Below are 13,952 nucleotides of genomic sequence, written 5' to 3' on the forward strand. Positions count from 1 at the left end.
CCTTCACAAACTTGCCATGAGGCGACCTTCATATACAAATAAGGCCGGTCCTGTTAAAAACAAATCATCTTCTTTGTTTTCCCATTCAACCCTCAGAGAGCCGCCAGGTAGATCAACTTGGATTTTGGGATCTAAACTGTGAAAAAGCCTTCCAACTGCTGCTGCTGCCACCGCACCACTGCCACAGGCTTGAGTTTCCCCACTGCCGCGTTCATATACCCTAAGTTTGATGTGATGGGAATTTTTAATTTCCATAAAGCCAATGTTTGCTTGCTCTGGGAATATTGGATGATGGCTAAGAAGTGGGCCGACTTCTTTAACGGGAGCTTCATGAACGTTATCCACTAAAAGTACCGCATGAGGATTGCCAACATGAATCGCATGAAACGCGTATTCTTCAGATGAAACAAGTTTTAATTCATAAAGTGGTTGCTCTTTTTCTGCAAGTAAAGGGATCGCTTCCGGATGAAGTTTCGGTTTCCCCATGTTGACGGTCACGGTGTTGTCGGGGTTTAAGTGTAAAACCATACGAGCAGTATGGGTTTCAACGGTAAGTTTCGATTGGTTGCTTAAACCATAATGCGCAATAAAACGAGCAAGACATCGTGCGCCATTACCACATTGACCAACTTCCTGACCATCTGCATTGTAAATGCGGTAAAAAAAATCAACCCCAAGGCGTTTACTTTTTTCAACGATCAAACATTGATCAAACCCAATACCAGTGTGACGACAACTGAGTGCTTTCACTTCTTTTGGGGTTAAAGTAATGGACTGGTGGATGCCATCCATAACGATAAAATCATTTCCTAAGCCATGCATTTTAGTGAATTGTATGCTCATGATTGTTTTGATTCCCCTTGATGAGGTTCAGGCAAATACAACGGTCCTTTTTGGCCGCAAGCGCCTAGCAAACAAATCAGTATAAAAAGCCCTATTGACCGCTTAAATAAATTGCGTAAGTGTTTGGCAGTAGTCATTGAATCATGAAGTTTTTATTACGAGCCTCAGAGTATACTACATCAAAGAGCTTAACACGTACCCCCTTAAGGGCCTGAATCTTCTACACATCACTGAAATCTAGTCCAGCTCTAGTCTTCTAGGTTCTGTGGCTTGGCCAGAGAATCCATAAGTACTGCGCTAAAACACTAGGCCACCGGTCAAGTCATGTGGCGTAGGCTTAAGATGTGATCAAGAGACAGCTTAAAGACGAATCCCTTCGTACGAACGAAAACATGGAATTTTTCGTGCAGATGAGATTCCAAAAGCGTTTCATCCAATTCTTGCTATGTGTCAACGCTTTAGCGATAATTTGCCTTTTTCCTTGGAGTAATGCGTTGAATTTTTACACCAGCGAGCCACAAGGCCCAGGAGTAGCATGCATCATATGGATGCATGGTTTAGGTGCCGATGCTCAGGATATGAAAGGATTGGCCCAGGAGCTTAATATTGAACAGCCCGTTCGCCACGTTTTTGTGGAAGCACCCATTCAAGAGGTAACGGCAAATAATCGTATGCCTATGCGCGCTTGGTATGATATTTATAGTTTTAACTTTAGAGATCAAGTGGATCGGTCTGGAATTTTATCTTCTGAAGCAACCATACAAAATGTTATATCTCAGCAATTAGAAGCTGGTTTCTCTTCTAAACAGATTTTTTTAGCCGGATTTTCCCAAGGCGGTTCGATGGCGTTATTTACTGGCTTGCGATATAAGAAGCCTTTGGGGGGCATTATTGGGTTATCGACTTGGTTGCCACTACACGAAGAATGCACCATTAACCAAGACGTAACTCTTCCCATTTTTGTAGGTTATGGGCAATTAGATGATTTGATTGTGCCCACTTTATCTGAGGCCACCATCGAGTGGTTAAAATCGCAAGGGTTACAGTCTATTTTTTCTCGCGCTTATTCCATGGGGCATGCGGTTTGTTACCCAGAATTAATCGATTTAAATCGCTGGCTAAATGAGCATATTTCAGCAAAGCCTTCCCAGGCAGGAGAGGATAAATGACCATTGTAAAACAATCACGAACCGTTCCTTATACCTGTGAACAAATGTATAACCTTGTCAATGATGTCGAAAAATATGAAGAATTTTTGCCGTATTTTTCAAAGAGCATTGTGCACCATCGCGATGAAGATGAGGTTCAAGCCACGTTAGTCATTTGTGCAGCGGGGATAAGTAAGTCCTTTACCACACGCAACCGTCTCCAAACCAATAAAATGATTGAAATAAGACTCGTGGATGGCCCATTTAGTCATCTAGAGGGTTTTTGGCGATTTGATGAGACAGAAGAGGGCTGCCATGTCTCGTTTGACCTAGAATTTGATTTTGCAGGACGTATGTTTTCAATGTTGCTTGGCCCTGTGTTTGAACAAGTCAGCAGTAAAATGGTGGATGCTTTTTGCGAGAGAGCGGAGACTATACATGGTAAAGGTTGAAGTGGTGTATGCTCCAGAAAATAAACCGTTAATTCACTTAAAACTCATGGTTAAACCAGGTAGTACGGTCAGAGAGGTGCTGGAGCAATCCGGCATAAAAAAAACCAATCCAGAAGTAGAGGGCCTTGAACTTGGCATTTTTTCTAAAAAAGTATTACCGAACAAGCTGGTGAAACCCGGCGATCGAATTGAAATCTACCGACCTTTATTAATTGACCCTAAAGAGAAAAGAAGACAAAGAGCGAAATAGTATCGATGTAAATCCAGTTCATGCTATTCTAAGTTCATCTATTGAAATAACCAACTCCCAGTAAAGCCAGTAAGGAAGGATTAATACATGGATTGCTCATGAACATGGATAGGTTAAACAATAATTTCTGTGATTCGATTCGTTTAAAAGACGATTTTGCCTTGCAGCCTTATTTTTATATCGCCATTTTAGATGCTAAACACATTGTGCGCGCTTTAAGTGAAAATTGGGATGAGCTTGGCTTAGCGAGTAAAGAAATTTTATTAAATCATTCCATAGGCAAGCTGGAAGAAAAAGACGCTCTCACGCTTAAAGAACACCTAAACCAGGGCAATATACGCCATTATCAAAGATTTCAAAAACAAGAAGATGACACGATTTGGCTAAGATCACAGAAGCTTGGTGAATTTATTCTACTTGAATTCGAAAAGGTAAACACCAAGCCTTTAATCCATGATTATAGTTCGTTTCTTGAATCGTACAATCAAATTATAACAGCGTACCCAAAATTACCAACTGAAAAGCAATTGGTCGACCATCTGGTTTCAACCCTATTCAAATACCTAGACTTTGATGTAGTGAGAGCGTATCAATTTAATCCCGATTTTACGGGGATTGTGATTGCTGAGAAAAAAGTAAAATCCGTAGCCTCTTATGAAGGTTATTATTTTCCTGATACCGATGTCCCACTGCCTGTTCGTGAATTATTCCATGATATTTTATATCGCTATCTACCAGATATTGATGCGGACAAAATACAAATCTCTTGCCAAAACGAGCCCTGCAACGAGTTACTGCTTAGGGCTGATGGTCGAGCCTTAAGCGGCGTTCATTACGATTATCTAAAAAACATGGATGCCGAGGCAGCCTTTACGATACCTGTTATTATAAATAATGCGTTATGGGGGTTAATCGCTTGCCAACATAAAACGACAAAATATGTTCACCCACAAGATAGATTTTACTGCCGGCTGCTGGTTGAGCATTTTATATTAAATAAAGTAATGATTGAGCAAGTGATGAAACGAGAAAAAAATGTATTAATGCTTGCTGAATACTCAAAACTTCATGCCTTGGCATTAAAAACAAACTCACTAGAAAAACTGTTTGCTCATAAAAAAATTAACCTAAATAAGATGATGGAAGCTGCGGGGTTTGTTTGTTTCCTTGACGAGGAATTTTACGCGGATGGGATACACCCTAGTCAAGAAGAAACCAGAGAATTAATACGCTGGTTAGAAAAAAAGAAACCGCATGAATTTTATTATTGTGATGATTTGCCTTTCCAATTTCCGAAGGTGGAACAGTTCAAGCATCCTTTTTGTGGTCTTTTTGTCATATCATTATCCTTGACCAAACCTTATTATCTTTTGTTTTTTCGAGAAGAATACATATCCACTATTACTTGGGCAGGAAATCCAAGGGAAGTTTTAAATAACGCGACAACAAAAGAAAATTATTCTCCTAGAAGCTCATTTAAAGCTTGGCAAGAGCAAGTGGCTCATCATAGCAAAGCCTGGAGCAGTGAGAATCTAAAATATGCTGAGATCATTAAGCGAATTTTGATAGATAAATGGGTGCAGTTAAAGTTCTATGAACAATCCTTTGTGGATGCATTGACCAAGGCGTATAACCGCCATTTTCTAAATGAATACATTCGTAAATTCGAAAAAAATCGGCGCAAAGATAAAAAAGTGCTGTGTGTCGCCATGCTAGATGTAGATAATTTTAAACTGCTTAACGACGAGTATGGTCATGCATTTGGTGATGAGGTATTGGCGAAGATTGTGGAACTCATTAGAAAGAAATTAAGAAAGACCGATATCATTATTCGGTATGGCGGCGAAGAATTCCTCGTCATCTTGAATGGATGCGATCTACCAGAAGGGAAAAAAATTATAGAAAATATTCTTAATGCTATCCGAACCCATCGTTTTTACACCCCATCGAGTAAATTGGTACCGGTTACTATTTCGGCAGGAATTGCACGAGCGGAGGTTGAACAAACAAAATTTACCCCTTTAGTTCGACAAGCGGATAAGGCTTTGTATCAAGCCAAACAAACCGGAAAAGATCGGGTGGTGCAATTTAATGAGTTCTGAATCATTGCCTTTATCAAGCTATTTAAAAGATCAAACGGCTATGCTACATCTTCAAGTTGAACAACATCCTTGGGTAATCCAATTGTTGAATGGCAGGTTGTCCATATCTAACTATGGCTTGTTGTTATATCTATTATTGGAAGTCTATGAAACTTTTGAATCAAACTTATCTTATGGCTCTAAGCATGTATTATATCGGGAAGAGCTCCTACGCACAGAAAAAATCAAACAAGATTTAAAAATCTTATCTGACTTAATCGATTTCAACTCATTAAAGAATTCAATTTTGGTAAATCCGTACGCCATATATTTAAAAAATGAAACACAACTAGAAACTTGGGTAGGGCATTTCTACACACGATATTTTGGGGATATTCAAGGTGGACAAATTATTAAACGGAACTTAAAAATAAACTATAACCTGCCCGAAGAAGCGTTAACGTTTTATGATTTCAGTGCGTTTAAAAAAAGATACCCTGAAGGAATTCATTATTTAAGAGCAATGATTAACGAAATTCCATTTTCAACCCAACAAAAGACAAGCGTCTTATCGGAATCAAAAAAATCCTTTCTCCTGTCAAGTCAACTGATGGATTTATGTTTATCATATGGTACATCCTAGCCAGGAAAAGATGCCTCCAAGGCCCAAAATATTTTTAAAGCATCACTGTACTCAAGAGGTTTGATAAAATGATCGCGCACATTTAAAGACTCCAGAGCCAGTTTTTCTTTTGTGGTAAATGTTCCGGTTAAGACAAAAACGGTGATGTCTGCGAATTCAGGATTCTCACGTAACTTTTTTAAAAATTCAATGCCATCCATGTTAGGTAGGTTCAGGTCCAACAAAATAATTTTTGGATGAATTGATTCTTCTTGATTTCGCCCACAGAGCTTATCAAACGCTTCAGCACCACTTTTAGCTGCTTCAACTTTAATTAAGGCATTGACCTTTTTAAAGGTGCGACAGGCTGATTTGATATCTACTTCATCATCTTCCACATACAAAATATCAACTGGAGCGTGGTTATCCATATACATCTCCTGCGGCAGAATCCTCCTGCCCTCGTTATTTCATTATTTAAAGTATAGTATTTAATGTGAGTTCGAGATCAAAAAAATTCAAATTTTTCTGATCTCGAGCGAGCTTATTTTGAATAGAGCCCGTAGAAAAAACTTCGCTTTTTACGGGATAACGTTCGTTTAGCACCAGAATAGTCATAAATGACTTTTCTGTCGAACTCACGTTATTTATTATTGCTTTCGAGTAAGCACTCTAATATAATACCCGCCAGTTTCTTTTTAGATTGAATTATAGGCACGTAGCTCAGCGGTAGAGCACCACCTTGACATGGTGGTGGTCGGTGGTTCGATCCCACTCGTGCCTACCAGATAACCCTGCTGTGCAGGGTTTTTTTTTCGATGGGCCACGCAAACGCTTGCGACTTAAACGCTCAGATCCAATTTGTGGTATATGAGGGAAAAATGCCAAATATTCAATTGCCTGACGGTAGCGTTAAACACTTTGAACATCCAGTAACCGTTGGCGACGTTGCATACAGTATTAGCCCAGGTCTTGCCAAAGCTGCAATTGCTGGTCGGGTGGATGGTCAATTGGTTGATGTGAGTTATCCAATCATTCAAGATGGTTCATTGGTTATTATTACCGAAAAAGACTCGGCTAGTTTAGACATCATCCGCCATTCAACGGCCCATCTTTTAGCCCAAGCGGTTAAGCAGTTATTTCCCAGCGCACAAGTGACCATTGGCCCTGTCATTGAGGATGGATTTTATTACGACTTTGCCTTTGATCGCTCCTTTACTCCTGAAGATTTAGACCGAATTGAGTCGAAAATGAAAGAGCTTGCAAAAGCAGACTATCCTGTCACGCGTCGAACTATGCAGCGAAATGATGCGATTGAATACTTTAAAAGCATAGGTGAGGAGTATAAGGCAAAAATTATTGCTGAGATCCCAGAAAACGAAACCATCTCGCTATACCGACAAGGTGATTTTGAAGATTTATGTCGCGGGCCCCATGTGCCCTCAACAGGGTTTCTAAAAGCATTTAAACTAACGAAATTAGCGGGTGCATACTGGCGAGGCGACTCAAACAACGAAATGTTACAACGGATTTATGGTACTGCTTGGGGCGATAAAAAAGCATTAGAAGCGTATTTGCATCGCATTGAAGAAGCTGAAAAACGTGACCATCGTAAGTTAGGAAAAACGCTGGGGTTATTTCATTTTCAAGAAATTGCACCGGGTATGGTTTTTTGGCATCCCAAAGGCTGGGCGATTTATCAAGTCTTAGAGCAATACATGCGCGGTCGTTTGGCCGACTATGGCTATCAGGAAATAAAAACTCCCCAATTAGTTGATCGTGTATTGTGGGAAAAGTCAGGTCATTGGCAAAATTTTCGCGATGAAATGTTTATCACTGAAACTGAAAATCGCCACTACGCGGTTAAGCCCATGAATTGTCCTTGTCACGTACAAGTATTTAATCAAGGACTTAAAAGCTACCGTGATTTACCATTGCGGTTCTCTGAGTTTGGAAATTGTCATCGCTGTGAGCCATCAGGAGCTTTGCATGGGTTAATGCGCGTTCGAAATATGGTGCAAGATGATGCGCATATTTTTTGTACCGAAGATCAAATTCAATCGGAGGTGGACAAATTATTGGACTTAGTGCAATCGGTTTATGCGGATTTTGGATTTGAAGACATTATTTATCGCTTAGCATTGCGTCCAGAACTGAGAGTCGGCTCTGATACAGTTTGGGATAAAGCGGAATCTGCTTTAAGCCAAGCAATGATCAATCGTGGAATTGAATACATTGATGCTCCAGGCGAAGGCGCATTTTATGGCCCTAAGATTGAGTGTTCATTAACGGATTGTTTAGGAAGAATTTGGCAATGCGGAACGATTCAAATTGATTTTTCTATGCCTGAGCGTCTAGGTGCACAGTTTGTGGCGGAAGATGGTTCCAAGCAAACGCCGGTTATGATTCATCGCGCTATTTTAGGTTCTTTTGAACGATTCATGGGAATTTTAATAGAGCATCACGCCGGTATAATGCCGACCTGGTTATCTCCCATTCAAGCTAGCGTGCTGACCATCACTGAAAAACACAACGAATATGCGCAAAAAGTGCATGAAATATTGCAAAAAAAAGGCATTCGTTCAAATTATGACTTGAGAAATGAGAAAATTGGCTTTAAAATTCGCGAGCATACTTTGCAAAAAGTGCCATACTTATTAATTATTGGCGATAAAGAGGTCGAACATAATCAAGTTTCCGTTCGCACACGTGAAGGAAAAGACCTAAGCGCCATGAGTATTGATGAAGTATACGAGACGTTACGTCAAGCAATTGAAGCAAAGCAATAACCAAGCGCGATTCGATTTTAAACGATTTCGTTGCTTAATGAATTTACAACCAGCAGGAGGATTAAACCATTAGTGCATCAAACAGACGTGACGCTGATCGCGCACGAATTAATGAACAGATCAATGTCCCAGAGGTACGTTTAATTGATGTAGATGGCAACCAGGCTGGAATTATATCGACACGCGAAGCACTGCGCGCTGCAGAAGAGAGTGGGCTGGATTTAGTGGAAATATCCCCTTCAGCTAAACCTCCTGTGTGTCGTATTATGGACTATGGTAAATATCTCTTTGAAATTAGTAAAAAACAAGCGGAAGCGAAAAAGAAACAAAAGCAAACGCAAGTCAAAGAGCTGAAATTCCGTCCTACGACGGAAGAAGGGGATTATCAGGTCAAGCTACGCAACCTGATACGTTTCCTTAATCATGGCGATAAAGTCAAAATCACCCTGCGTTTTCGCGGGCGTGAAGTGGCTCATCAAGATGTTGGCATGAAAATCATGGAACGCTTACAAAAAGATACGGAAGAGTTGGCTGTGGTTGAACAGCAGGCCAAGCGTGAAGGTCGACAGTTATTGATGGTGTTAGCGCCGAAGAAAAAGTGAAGTAGCGAAAAAGTGGTCTTTTATACCAGAAGGTATATTGGCCGACTCATTAAATGCGGAGTAGTTATTATGCCAAAGCTAAAAACCCATCGCGGAGCAGCTAAACGCTTCCAAAAAACAGCTAGTGGTGCGATTAAGCGTCGCGGTGCATACCGAAACCATATCCTCACTAAAAAATCAACCAAGCAAAAACGGCGTTTACGTGTTTCTGCAAACACTTTGAAGAAGTGTGATGCACGTTTGGCCGAACGTATGCTGCACGGTAGTTAAGAGGAGAATGAATTATGCCAAGAGTTAAACGCGGCGTTACAGCCAAAGCACGCCACAAAAAAGTATTAAAACAAGCCAAAGGATATTACGGCGCACGTAGTCGGGTGTATCGAGTTGCCAAGCAGGCGGTAATCAAAGCGGGTCAATACGCTTATCGCGACCGTCGTCAGAAGAAACGCCAGTTTCGTGCACTTTGGATCACTCGAATCAATGCACAGGCTAGAGAATGCGGCATATCTTACAGTCAATTGATCAATGGGCTTAAGAAAGCACAAATCGAATTAGATCGAAAAGTATTGGCGGATATGGCAGTACACGATAAAGTGGCTTTTGCCGCGATCGCAGACCAGGCTAAAGCAGCGCTTGCCTCCTAAACCTGGAAGGCGAATCATGAACAAGGGTTAATTTGATTTTTTGTAAGCTGAGCTATGGATTACTAATACATACCTAGCTTACCTTTCATCGAGAAGCATCTCATCGCCTTATGGCAAAGTGAATGTTAAATCAAATTAACTTTATTCTAAGGAGGCATTTGCCTCTTTTTTTATTTTAAGGCTAGGGCCTGTTTACAATTCGTTTCGCGAGCAAAAAATTGAGATGATTGCGCTCTAATTTTAGCTTGAGTGAGGCGGATAGCAGGTCCTATTTAATGAATTCAAGCTGAAATTAGAGTCAATCAGCTGGGTTTTTAGCCGTAAAACGAATTGTAAACAGGCCCTAGACATCATGCAAGATATCACCGTACTACAAAAGGAAGCCTCTGCTGCCATCAACACGGCAGAAGATATTCAACAGCTTGAAGCGATTCGAGTCGAGTATTTAGGAAAAAAGGGTAAGCTAACTGAAATTCTAAAAACATTGGTGGATTTACCCCCTGAAGAAAAGCCTAAAATGGGCCAATTGGTGAACCAAGTCAAGCGTGAGCTCAGCGCCCAAATCGAAGAAAAACTTGGACTTCTAAAAGAAGAGCAACTGCAGCAAAAGCTTGCGGCAGAGCAAGTCGATGTCACTTTGCCTGGCCGTAATCGACAAGCAGGGACATTGCATCCTGTTACGCAAGTCAAACAGATCATTAATCAATTTTTTAGCCGGTTAGGGTTTGATGTTGTTGAGGGACCTGAAGTTGAGACGGATTTTTACAATTTTGAAGCATTAAATATCCCTGGGCATCATCCTGCCCGCGCCATGCATGATACGTTTTATTTTGGTGATGGCCGATTGCTTCGTACACACACCTCTCCTGTTCAAATTCGAACCATGGAAAACCGTAAACCTCCCTTTCGCCTTATTGCACCAGGTAGAGTCTATCGTTGCGATTCTGATTTAACTCATACGCCAATGTTTCATCAGGTTGAAGGACTGTTAATCGATAAACACGCTACACTGGCCGGCTTGAAGGGATTGTTGCAAGATTTTTTTGCCCATTTTTTTGGCCGCAAACTAGCGGTTCGATTTAGACCTTCTTATTTTCCTTTTACAGAGCCTTCCGCTGAAGTAGATATTGAATGCACACAGTGCTCCGGAAAGGGTTGTCGTTTGTGTAAGTTTACTGGATGGCTTGAGGTCCTTGGTTGCGGTATGGTGCATCCTAATGTTTTAAAAGCGGTTAATATTTCACCCGAAGCGTATCAAGGTTGGGCTTTTGGCATGGGTATTGACCGAATGGCCATGCTGTATTTTGGCATAGATGATTTACGGATGATGTTTGAAAATGATCTATCCTTTTTAAAGCAATTTTAACCTAAATGCGGCTGTTTAATCGTGACAAGAGCAGTTAGTGTGCTGAAGTGTCAGTGCAGTAGGTGGTCGAAATAGATTCAACCGCCGCATTTAGTTTAATCCCCAAATAAGCTAGGAATGTCAATGAAAGTAAGTGAATCGTGGTTACGTGAATGGGTTAATCCAGCCTTAACAGCCCAAGAGCTGGCTGCCCAGTTGACTATGGCAGGTTTAGAAGTTGATGCGGTTAATCCGGTGGCAGGTGATTTCACCAACGTTGTTGTGGCAGAAGTGGTTAGTACGGAACCGCACCCACAAGCAGACAAGTTAACGATATGCCGGGTGAATACGAATGAGGGTGCTCCTTGCACGGTGGTGTGCGGGGCATCTAATGTTCGCCGTGGCTTAAAGGTTGCGTTAGCCAAACTGGGAGCAACTTTGCCAGGCGGATTCAAAATTAAAGAGGTAAAACTTCGAGGGCAGCTCTCGCAAGGAATGCTTTGTTCTGCCTCAGAATTAGCCCTTGAGGAGAGCTCAGAAGGTATTATGGAGTTACCCGAGGATGCTCCAGTAGGCATGGATATACGCGAGTATATGACTCTAAATGATCATATTCTAGATATCGATCTTACGCCTAATCGTGCAGATTGTTTTAGCATTTTGGGCGTTGCACGTGAGGCCGCTGCCTTAAACCATCTTACTTTGACGTCTATTCCCGCAAAAACGATACCAGCACAGATTGAGCAATCATTACCTATTGATGCCAAAGCGCCAAATGCTTGTCCACAATATTATGGTCGAGTCATTAAAGACATAAATCCCCATGCAGTAACCCCTTTATGGTTAAAGGAACGGTTGCGGCGTGGTGGAATTCGTTCACTTCATCCGGTGGTGGATGTAACGAATTATGTCATGTTGGAGTTAGGGCAACCTATGCATGCCTTTGATCTGGATGCTCTAGACAAAGCAATAGAAATTCGATATGCCCGTGAAGGTGAAACGTTAATGCTTCTAGATGGCCAGGAAGTAGAGCTTTCTCCTGCAGTCTTGTTGATTGCTGATAAATCTAAGCCTTTAGCAATGGCTGGAATTATGGGAGGCGAATCCTCAGCGGTTCATCCTCAAACCACGAATCTATTCTTAGAAAGTGCTTATTTTAACCCCGTTGCGATAGCAGGCGTTGCCCGCCAATATGGTCTTTGTACCGATTCTTCTCAACGCTTCGAACGCGGAGTTGATCCGGCATTGCAACGCATTGCAATGGAACGCGCTACGGAATTATTACAAGACATCGTAGGGGGCCAAGCCGGACCCTTAACCTCATTTAATGAACCCAACGCATTACCACCTGCCGTTGATATTACCTTTAATCCAAATCGCGTAGAGCAACTCACAGGGGTTCAATTATCCGATACAGAAATGAAAGCTATTCTTAACCATCTAGGGATGCAAGTTGATAGCAAAGAGCCGTTATGGAAAGTCCGGGTGCCTTCTCATCGGTTTGATATCGCACTGGAAGTGGATTTAATTGAAGAAATTATTCGATTAAATGGTTATGATGCGATTTCAGCCCAACCGATGATGATACAGGCAGAGGCCGGTGTCGAAAATCAAACTGAACAAATGATTACCAGAGTATCACGCTTTCTGAGTCACCGAGGATATCATGAAACCATCAGCTACAGTTTTGTGGATCCTGAATTACAGGCGATTCTCTATCCCGAATCTTCTACTCTAAAACTTTTAAATCCCATTTCACAAGAATTGTCTGAGATGAGAGCTGGTATGTGGCCTGGATTGATTGCGTCAATGATTTACAATCTACACCGTCAACAAACCGCAATTAAGCTCTTTGAGGCCGGCGTGGTTTTTGATATGGAATCCGGGGAATTAAAAGAACAACCTTGCATTGCCGGGCTTCTGGTTGGTGAGAAGGGCGCTTTAAATTGGTCAGAACAAACGAGACCTTTCGATCTATTTGATTTAAAGGGTGATTTAGAAGCTTTATTTGATCATTTAAATATAGATTGCCTAGAATTTAGGGCGAAGAAACATCCAGCGTTACATCCTGGCAAAGCGGCAGGCATTTATCTCAATCAAAACCAAGTCGGCTGGCTCGGCGTGCTTCATCCTAAAATTGTCGATGAGCTAGATTTTAACGGTGAGGTATTATTGTTTGAGCTCAAGATTAACGTATTAACTCAACCAAGCCCTATACATTATCAATCGATTTCAAAATACCCTCAGATAAGAAGGGACTTATCATTGTTGGTTGATGCCAGTATCCCTGTTTCAGATATTGAGAAAACCATTCAATCAGTGGTTAATGCAACTTGGTTAAAAGGATTCGATGTATTTGATGTATACACCGGTGTTAATATTCCGAAAGGTAAGAAAAGCGTTGCCATTGCGTTAACTCTACAGGATGCAACCCGCACGTTAGTTGACTCTGAGATCAATGCTGTGATCAGTGCTATAATAAAATCGTTGGAAGAACAATTTGAAATAATATTGAGGGACTAAACGTGAATGCACTGAGTAAAGCAATAATTGCAGAATCTTTATCCAACGAAGTTGGACTGGCTAAACCAGATGCCAAAGAAATGGTCGAATTATTTTTTGAAGAAATTCGAAAGGCTCTGGAAAGCGGACATCATGTTAAATTATCTGGATTTGGTAATTTTATTTTACGAGATAAGAGCCGACGTCCGGGTAGAAATCCAAAAACCGGCCAAGAAATTCCGGTCAAAGAACGACGGGTGGTAACCTTTAAAGCAGGCTTAAAGCTTAAATCTAAGGTTGAGCAAAAGTCAAAAGGGTAATTATTAATAAGCTTGAAGGGTTGATTGATTGTCTCATTACGCTAAGCATATTTTTATTTGTACGAACCAGAAAGCGCCTGGCAAAACCTGCTGTGCCAATCATGGTGGTGAGCCTTTTTTTGATTATTTAAAATCTAAGCTAAAAAAAATGGAGCTCCATGGGCCCGGTAAAATCCGCGTGAGTAAATCAGGGTGTCTCGGGCGTTGCAGTCTTGGTCCCTGTTTGGTGGTCTATCCAGAAGGCGTATGGTATAATTACGCGTCACTTGATGACATCGACGAAATTATTAATAGCCATTTAGTACAGGGGCAACCAGTACAGCGGCTCTTGATTGATTCGGTGTTTTAAGGAAC

16 protein-coding genes and 1 tRNA gene are annotated in these 13,952 nt (G+C 41.2%); 14 read left to right on the plus strand and 3 right to left on the minus strand.

Annotation, left to right across the window (positions count from 1 at the left end; translation table 11 throughout):
* Positions 1-3 precede the first annotated feature (3 nt).
* Positions 4-843: a diaminopimelate epimerase gene (gene dapF / locus E1O41_RS04310; protein ID WP_131776089.1), complete on the minus strand. Its 840-nt coding sequence runs from the start codon at positions 841-843 to the stop codon at positions 4-6.
* Complete coding sequence (gene lptM / locus E1O41_RS04315; protein WP_131776090.1) at positions 840-980, minus strand: LPS translocon maturation chaperone LptM; 141 nt, start codon at positions 978-980, stop codon at positions 840-842. Before lptM ends, dapF begins: the two co-directional genes overlap by 4 nt.
* Before the next feature lie 357 nt (positions 981-1,337).
* On the opposite strand from lptM, the gene E1O41_RS04320 reads away from it, so the two are divergent.
* The 5 genes from E1O41_RS04320 (at position 1,338) to E1O41_RS04340 (ending at position 5,417) form a co-directional block, all read left to right on the plus strand.
* Positions 1,338-2,012: an alpha/beta hydrolase gene (locus E1O41_RS04320; RefSeq protein ID WP_165481101.1), complete on the plus strand. Its 675-nt coding sequence runs from the start codon at positions 1,338-1,340 to the stop codon at positions 2,010-2,012.
* Positions 2,009-2,443: a type II toxin-antitoxin system RatA family toxin gene (locus E1O41_RS04325; protein ID WP_131776092.1), complete on the plus strand. Its 435-nt coding sequence runs from the start codon at positions 2,009-2,011 to the stop codon at positions 2,441-2,443. The genes E1O41_RS04320 and E1O41_RS04325 overlap by 4 nt, the downstream gene beginning before the upstream one ends.
* Positions 2,430-2,693 (plus strand): RnfH family protein, encoded by a 264-nt coding sequence (locus E1O41_RS04330; RefSeq protein WP_131776094.1) that lies wholly within the window; start codon positions 2,430-2,432, stop codon positions 2,691-2,693. Before E1O41_RS04325 ends, E1O41_RS04330 begins: the two co-directional genes overlap by 14 nt.
* Before the next feature lie 104 nt (positions 2,694-2,797).
* Positions 2,798-4,795 carry a sensor domain-containing diguanylate cyclase gene (locus tag E1O41_RS04335; protein ID WP_165481102.1) on the plus strand — a complete coding sequence of 666 codons (1,998 nt, stop codon included), beginning with the start codon at positions 2,798-2,800 and terminating at the stop codon, positions 4,793-4,795.
* The gene (locus tag E1O41_RS04340) at positions 4,785-5,417 is read left to right on the plus strand and encodes a biliverdin-producing heme oxygenase (protein ID WP_131776097.1); all 633 of its coding nucleotides are present in this window, start codon (positions 4,785-4,787) and stop codon (positions 5,415-5,417) included. Before E1O41_RS04335 ends, E1O41_RS04340 begins: the two co-directional genes overlap by 11 nt.
* On the opposite strand, the gene E1O41_RS04345 is transcribed toward E1O41_RS04340, so the two are convergent.
* Complete coding sequence (locus E1O41_RS04345) at positions 5,414-5,827, minus strand: response regulator (protein ID WP_131776098.1); 414 nt, start codon at positions 5,825-5,827, stop codon at positions 5,414-5,416. The two genes, E1O41_RS04340 and E1O41_RS04345, sit on opposite strands and share 4 nt — an antisense overlap.
* Before the next feature lie 281 nt (positions 5,828-6,108).
* Here E1O41_RS04345 and E1O41_RS04350 point away from each other — a divergent pair.
* The 9 genes from E1O41_RS04350 to E1O41_RS04390 all read left to right on the plus strand — a co-directional run bounded on the left by E1O41_RS04350 (position 6,109) and on the right by E1O41_RS04390 (position 13,947).
* Positions 6,109-6,183: transfer RNA gene (locus tag E1O41_RS04350), tRNA-Val, on the plus strand.
* A gap of 94 nt (positions 6,184-6,277) precedes the next feature.
* Complete coding sequence (gene thrS / locus E1O41_RS04355) at positions 6,278-8,185, plus strand: threonine--tRNA ligase (protein ID WP_131776099.1); 1,908 nt, start codon at positions 6,278-6,280, stop codon at positions 8,183-8,185.
* A gap of 68 nt (positions 8,186-8,253) precedes the next feature.
* Positions 8,254-8,787 (plus strand): translation initiation factor IF-3, encoded by a 534-nt coding sequence (gene infC / locus E1O41_RS04360; RefSeq protein WP_131776100.1) that lies wholly within the window; start codon positions 8,254-8,256, stop codon positions 8,785-8,787.
* A 69-nt stretch (positions 8,788-8,856) separates the two neighbouring features.
* Entirely contained in the window at positions 8,857-9,057 is a 201-nt protein-coding gene (gene rpmI / locus E1O41_RS04365) for a 50S ribosomal protein L35 (RefSeq protein ID WP_131776102.1), read from the plus strand.
* A gap of 14 nt (positions 9,058-9,071) precedes the next feature.
* A complete protein-coding gene (gene rplT, locus E1O41_RS04370) occupies positions 9,072-9,431 on the plus strand; it encodes a 50S ribosomal protein L20 (RefSeq protein WP_131776103.1) in 360 nt (119 codons plus the stop codon).
* Between the two features lie 352 nt (positions 9,432-9,783).
* A complete protein-coding gene (pheS, locus tag E1O41_RS04375; RefSeq protein WP_131776104.1) occupies positions 9,784-10,797 on the plus strand; it encodes a phenylalanine--tRNA ligase subunit alpha in 1,014 nt (337 codons plus the stop codon).
* Positions 10,798-10,920: 123 nt separating this feature from the next.
* Complete coding sequence (gene pheT, locus E1O41_RS04380; RefSeq protein WP_131776105.1) at positions 10,921-13,299, plus strand: phenylalanine--tRNA ligase subunit beta; 2,379 nt, start codon at positions 10,921-10,923, stop codon at positions 13,297-13,299.
* Positions 13,300-13,301: 2 nt separating this feature from the next.
* A complete protein-coding gene (locus tag E1O41_RS04385) occupies positions 13,302-13,598 on the plus strand; it encodes an integration host factor subunit alpha (protein ID WP_131776106.1) in 297 nt (98 codons plus the stop codon).
* 28 nt (positions 13,599-13,626) lie between these two features.
* Positions 13,627-13,947 (plus strand): (2Fe-2S) ferredoxin domain-containing protein, encoded by a 321-nt coding sequence (locus E1O41_RS04390; RefSeq protein WP_131776107.1) that lies wholly within the window; start codon positions 13,627-13,629, stop codon positions 13,945-13,947.
* Positions 13,948-13,952: the final 5 nt, after the last annotated feature.

Source organism: Legionella impletisoli, from assembly GCF_900639875.1.
Classification (GTDB): Bacteria; Pseudomonadota; Gammaproteobacteria; order Legionellales; family Legionellaceae; genus Legionella_A; species Legionella_A impletisoli.

Coding starts and splice junctions, on each gene's coding strand:
- E1O41_RS04335 (WP_165481102.1), top strand. CDS start 2,798: ATGGATAGGTTAAACAATAATTTCTGTGATTCGATTCGTTTAAAAGAC.
- E1O41_RS04340 (WP_131776097.1), top strand. CDS start 4,785: ATGAGTTCTGAATCATTGCCTTTATCAAGCTATTTAAAAGATCAAACG.
- dapF (WP_131776089.1), bottom strand. CDS start 843: ATGAGCATACAATTCACTAAAATGCATGGCTTAGGAAATGATTTTATC.
- E1O41_RS04330 (WP_131776094.1), top strand. CDS start 2,430: ATGGTAAAGGTTGAAGTGGTGTATGCTCCAGAAAATAAACCGTTAATT.
- rplT (WP_131776103.1), top strand. CDS start 9,072: ATGCCAAGAGTTAAACGCGGCGTTACAGCCAAAGCACGCCACAAAAAA.
- rpmI (WP_131776102.1), top strand. CDS start 8,857: ATGCCAAAGCTAAAAACCCATCGCGGAGCAGCTAAACGCTTCCAAAAA.
- lptM (WP_131776090.1), bottom strand. CDS start 980: ATGACTACTGCCAAACACTTACGCAATTTATTTAAGCGGTCAATAGGG.
- E1O41_RS04325 (WP_131776092.1), top strand. CDS start 2,009: ATGACCATTGTAAAACAATCACGAACCGTTCCTTATACCTGTGAACAA.
- pheS (WP_131776104.1), top strand. CDS start 9,784: ATGCAAGATATCACCGTACTACAAAAGGAAGCCTCTGCTGCCATCAAC.
- pheT (WP_131776105.1), top strand. CDS start 10,921: ATGAAAGTAAGTGAATCGTGGTTACGTGAATGGGTTAATCCAGCCTTA.
- E1O41_RS04345 (WP_131776098.1), bottom strand. CDS start 5,827: ATGGATAACCACGCTCCAGTTGATATTTTGTATGTGGAAGATGATGAA.
- thrS (WP_131776099.1), top strand. CDS start 6,278: ATGCCAAATATTCAATTGCCTGACGGTAGCGTTAAACACTTTGAACAT.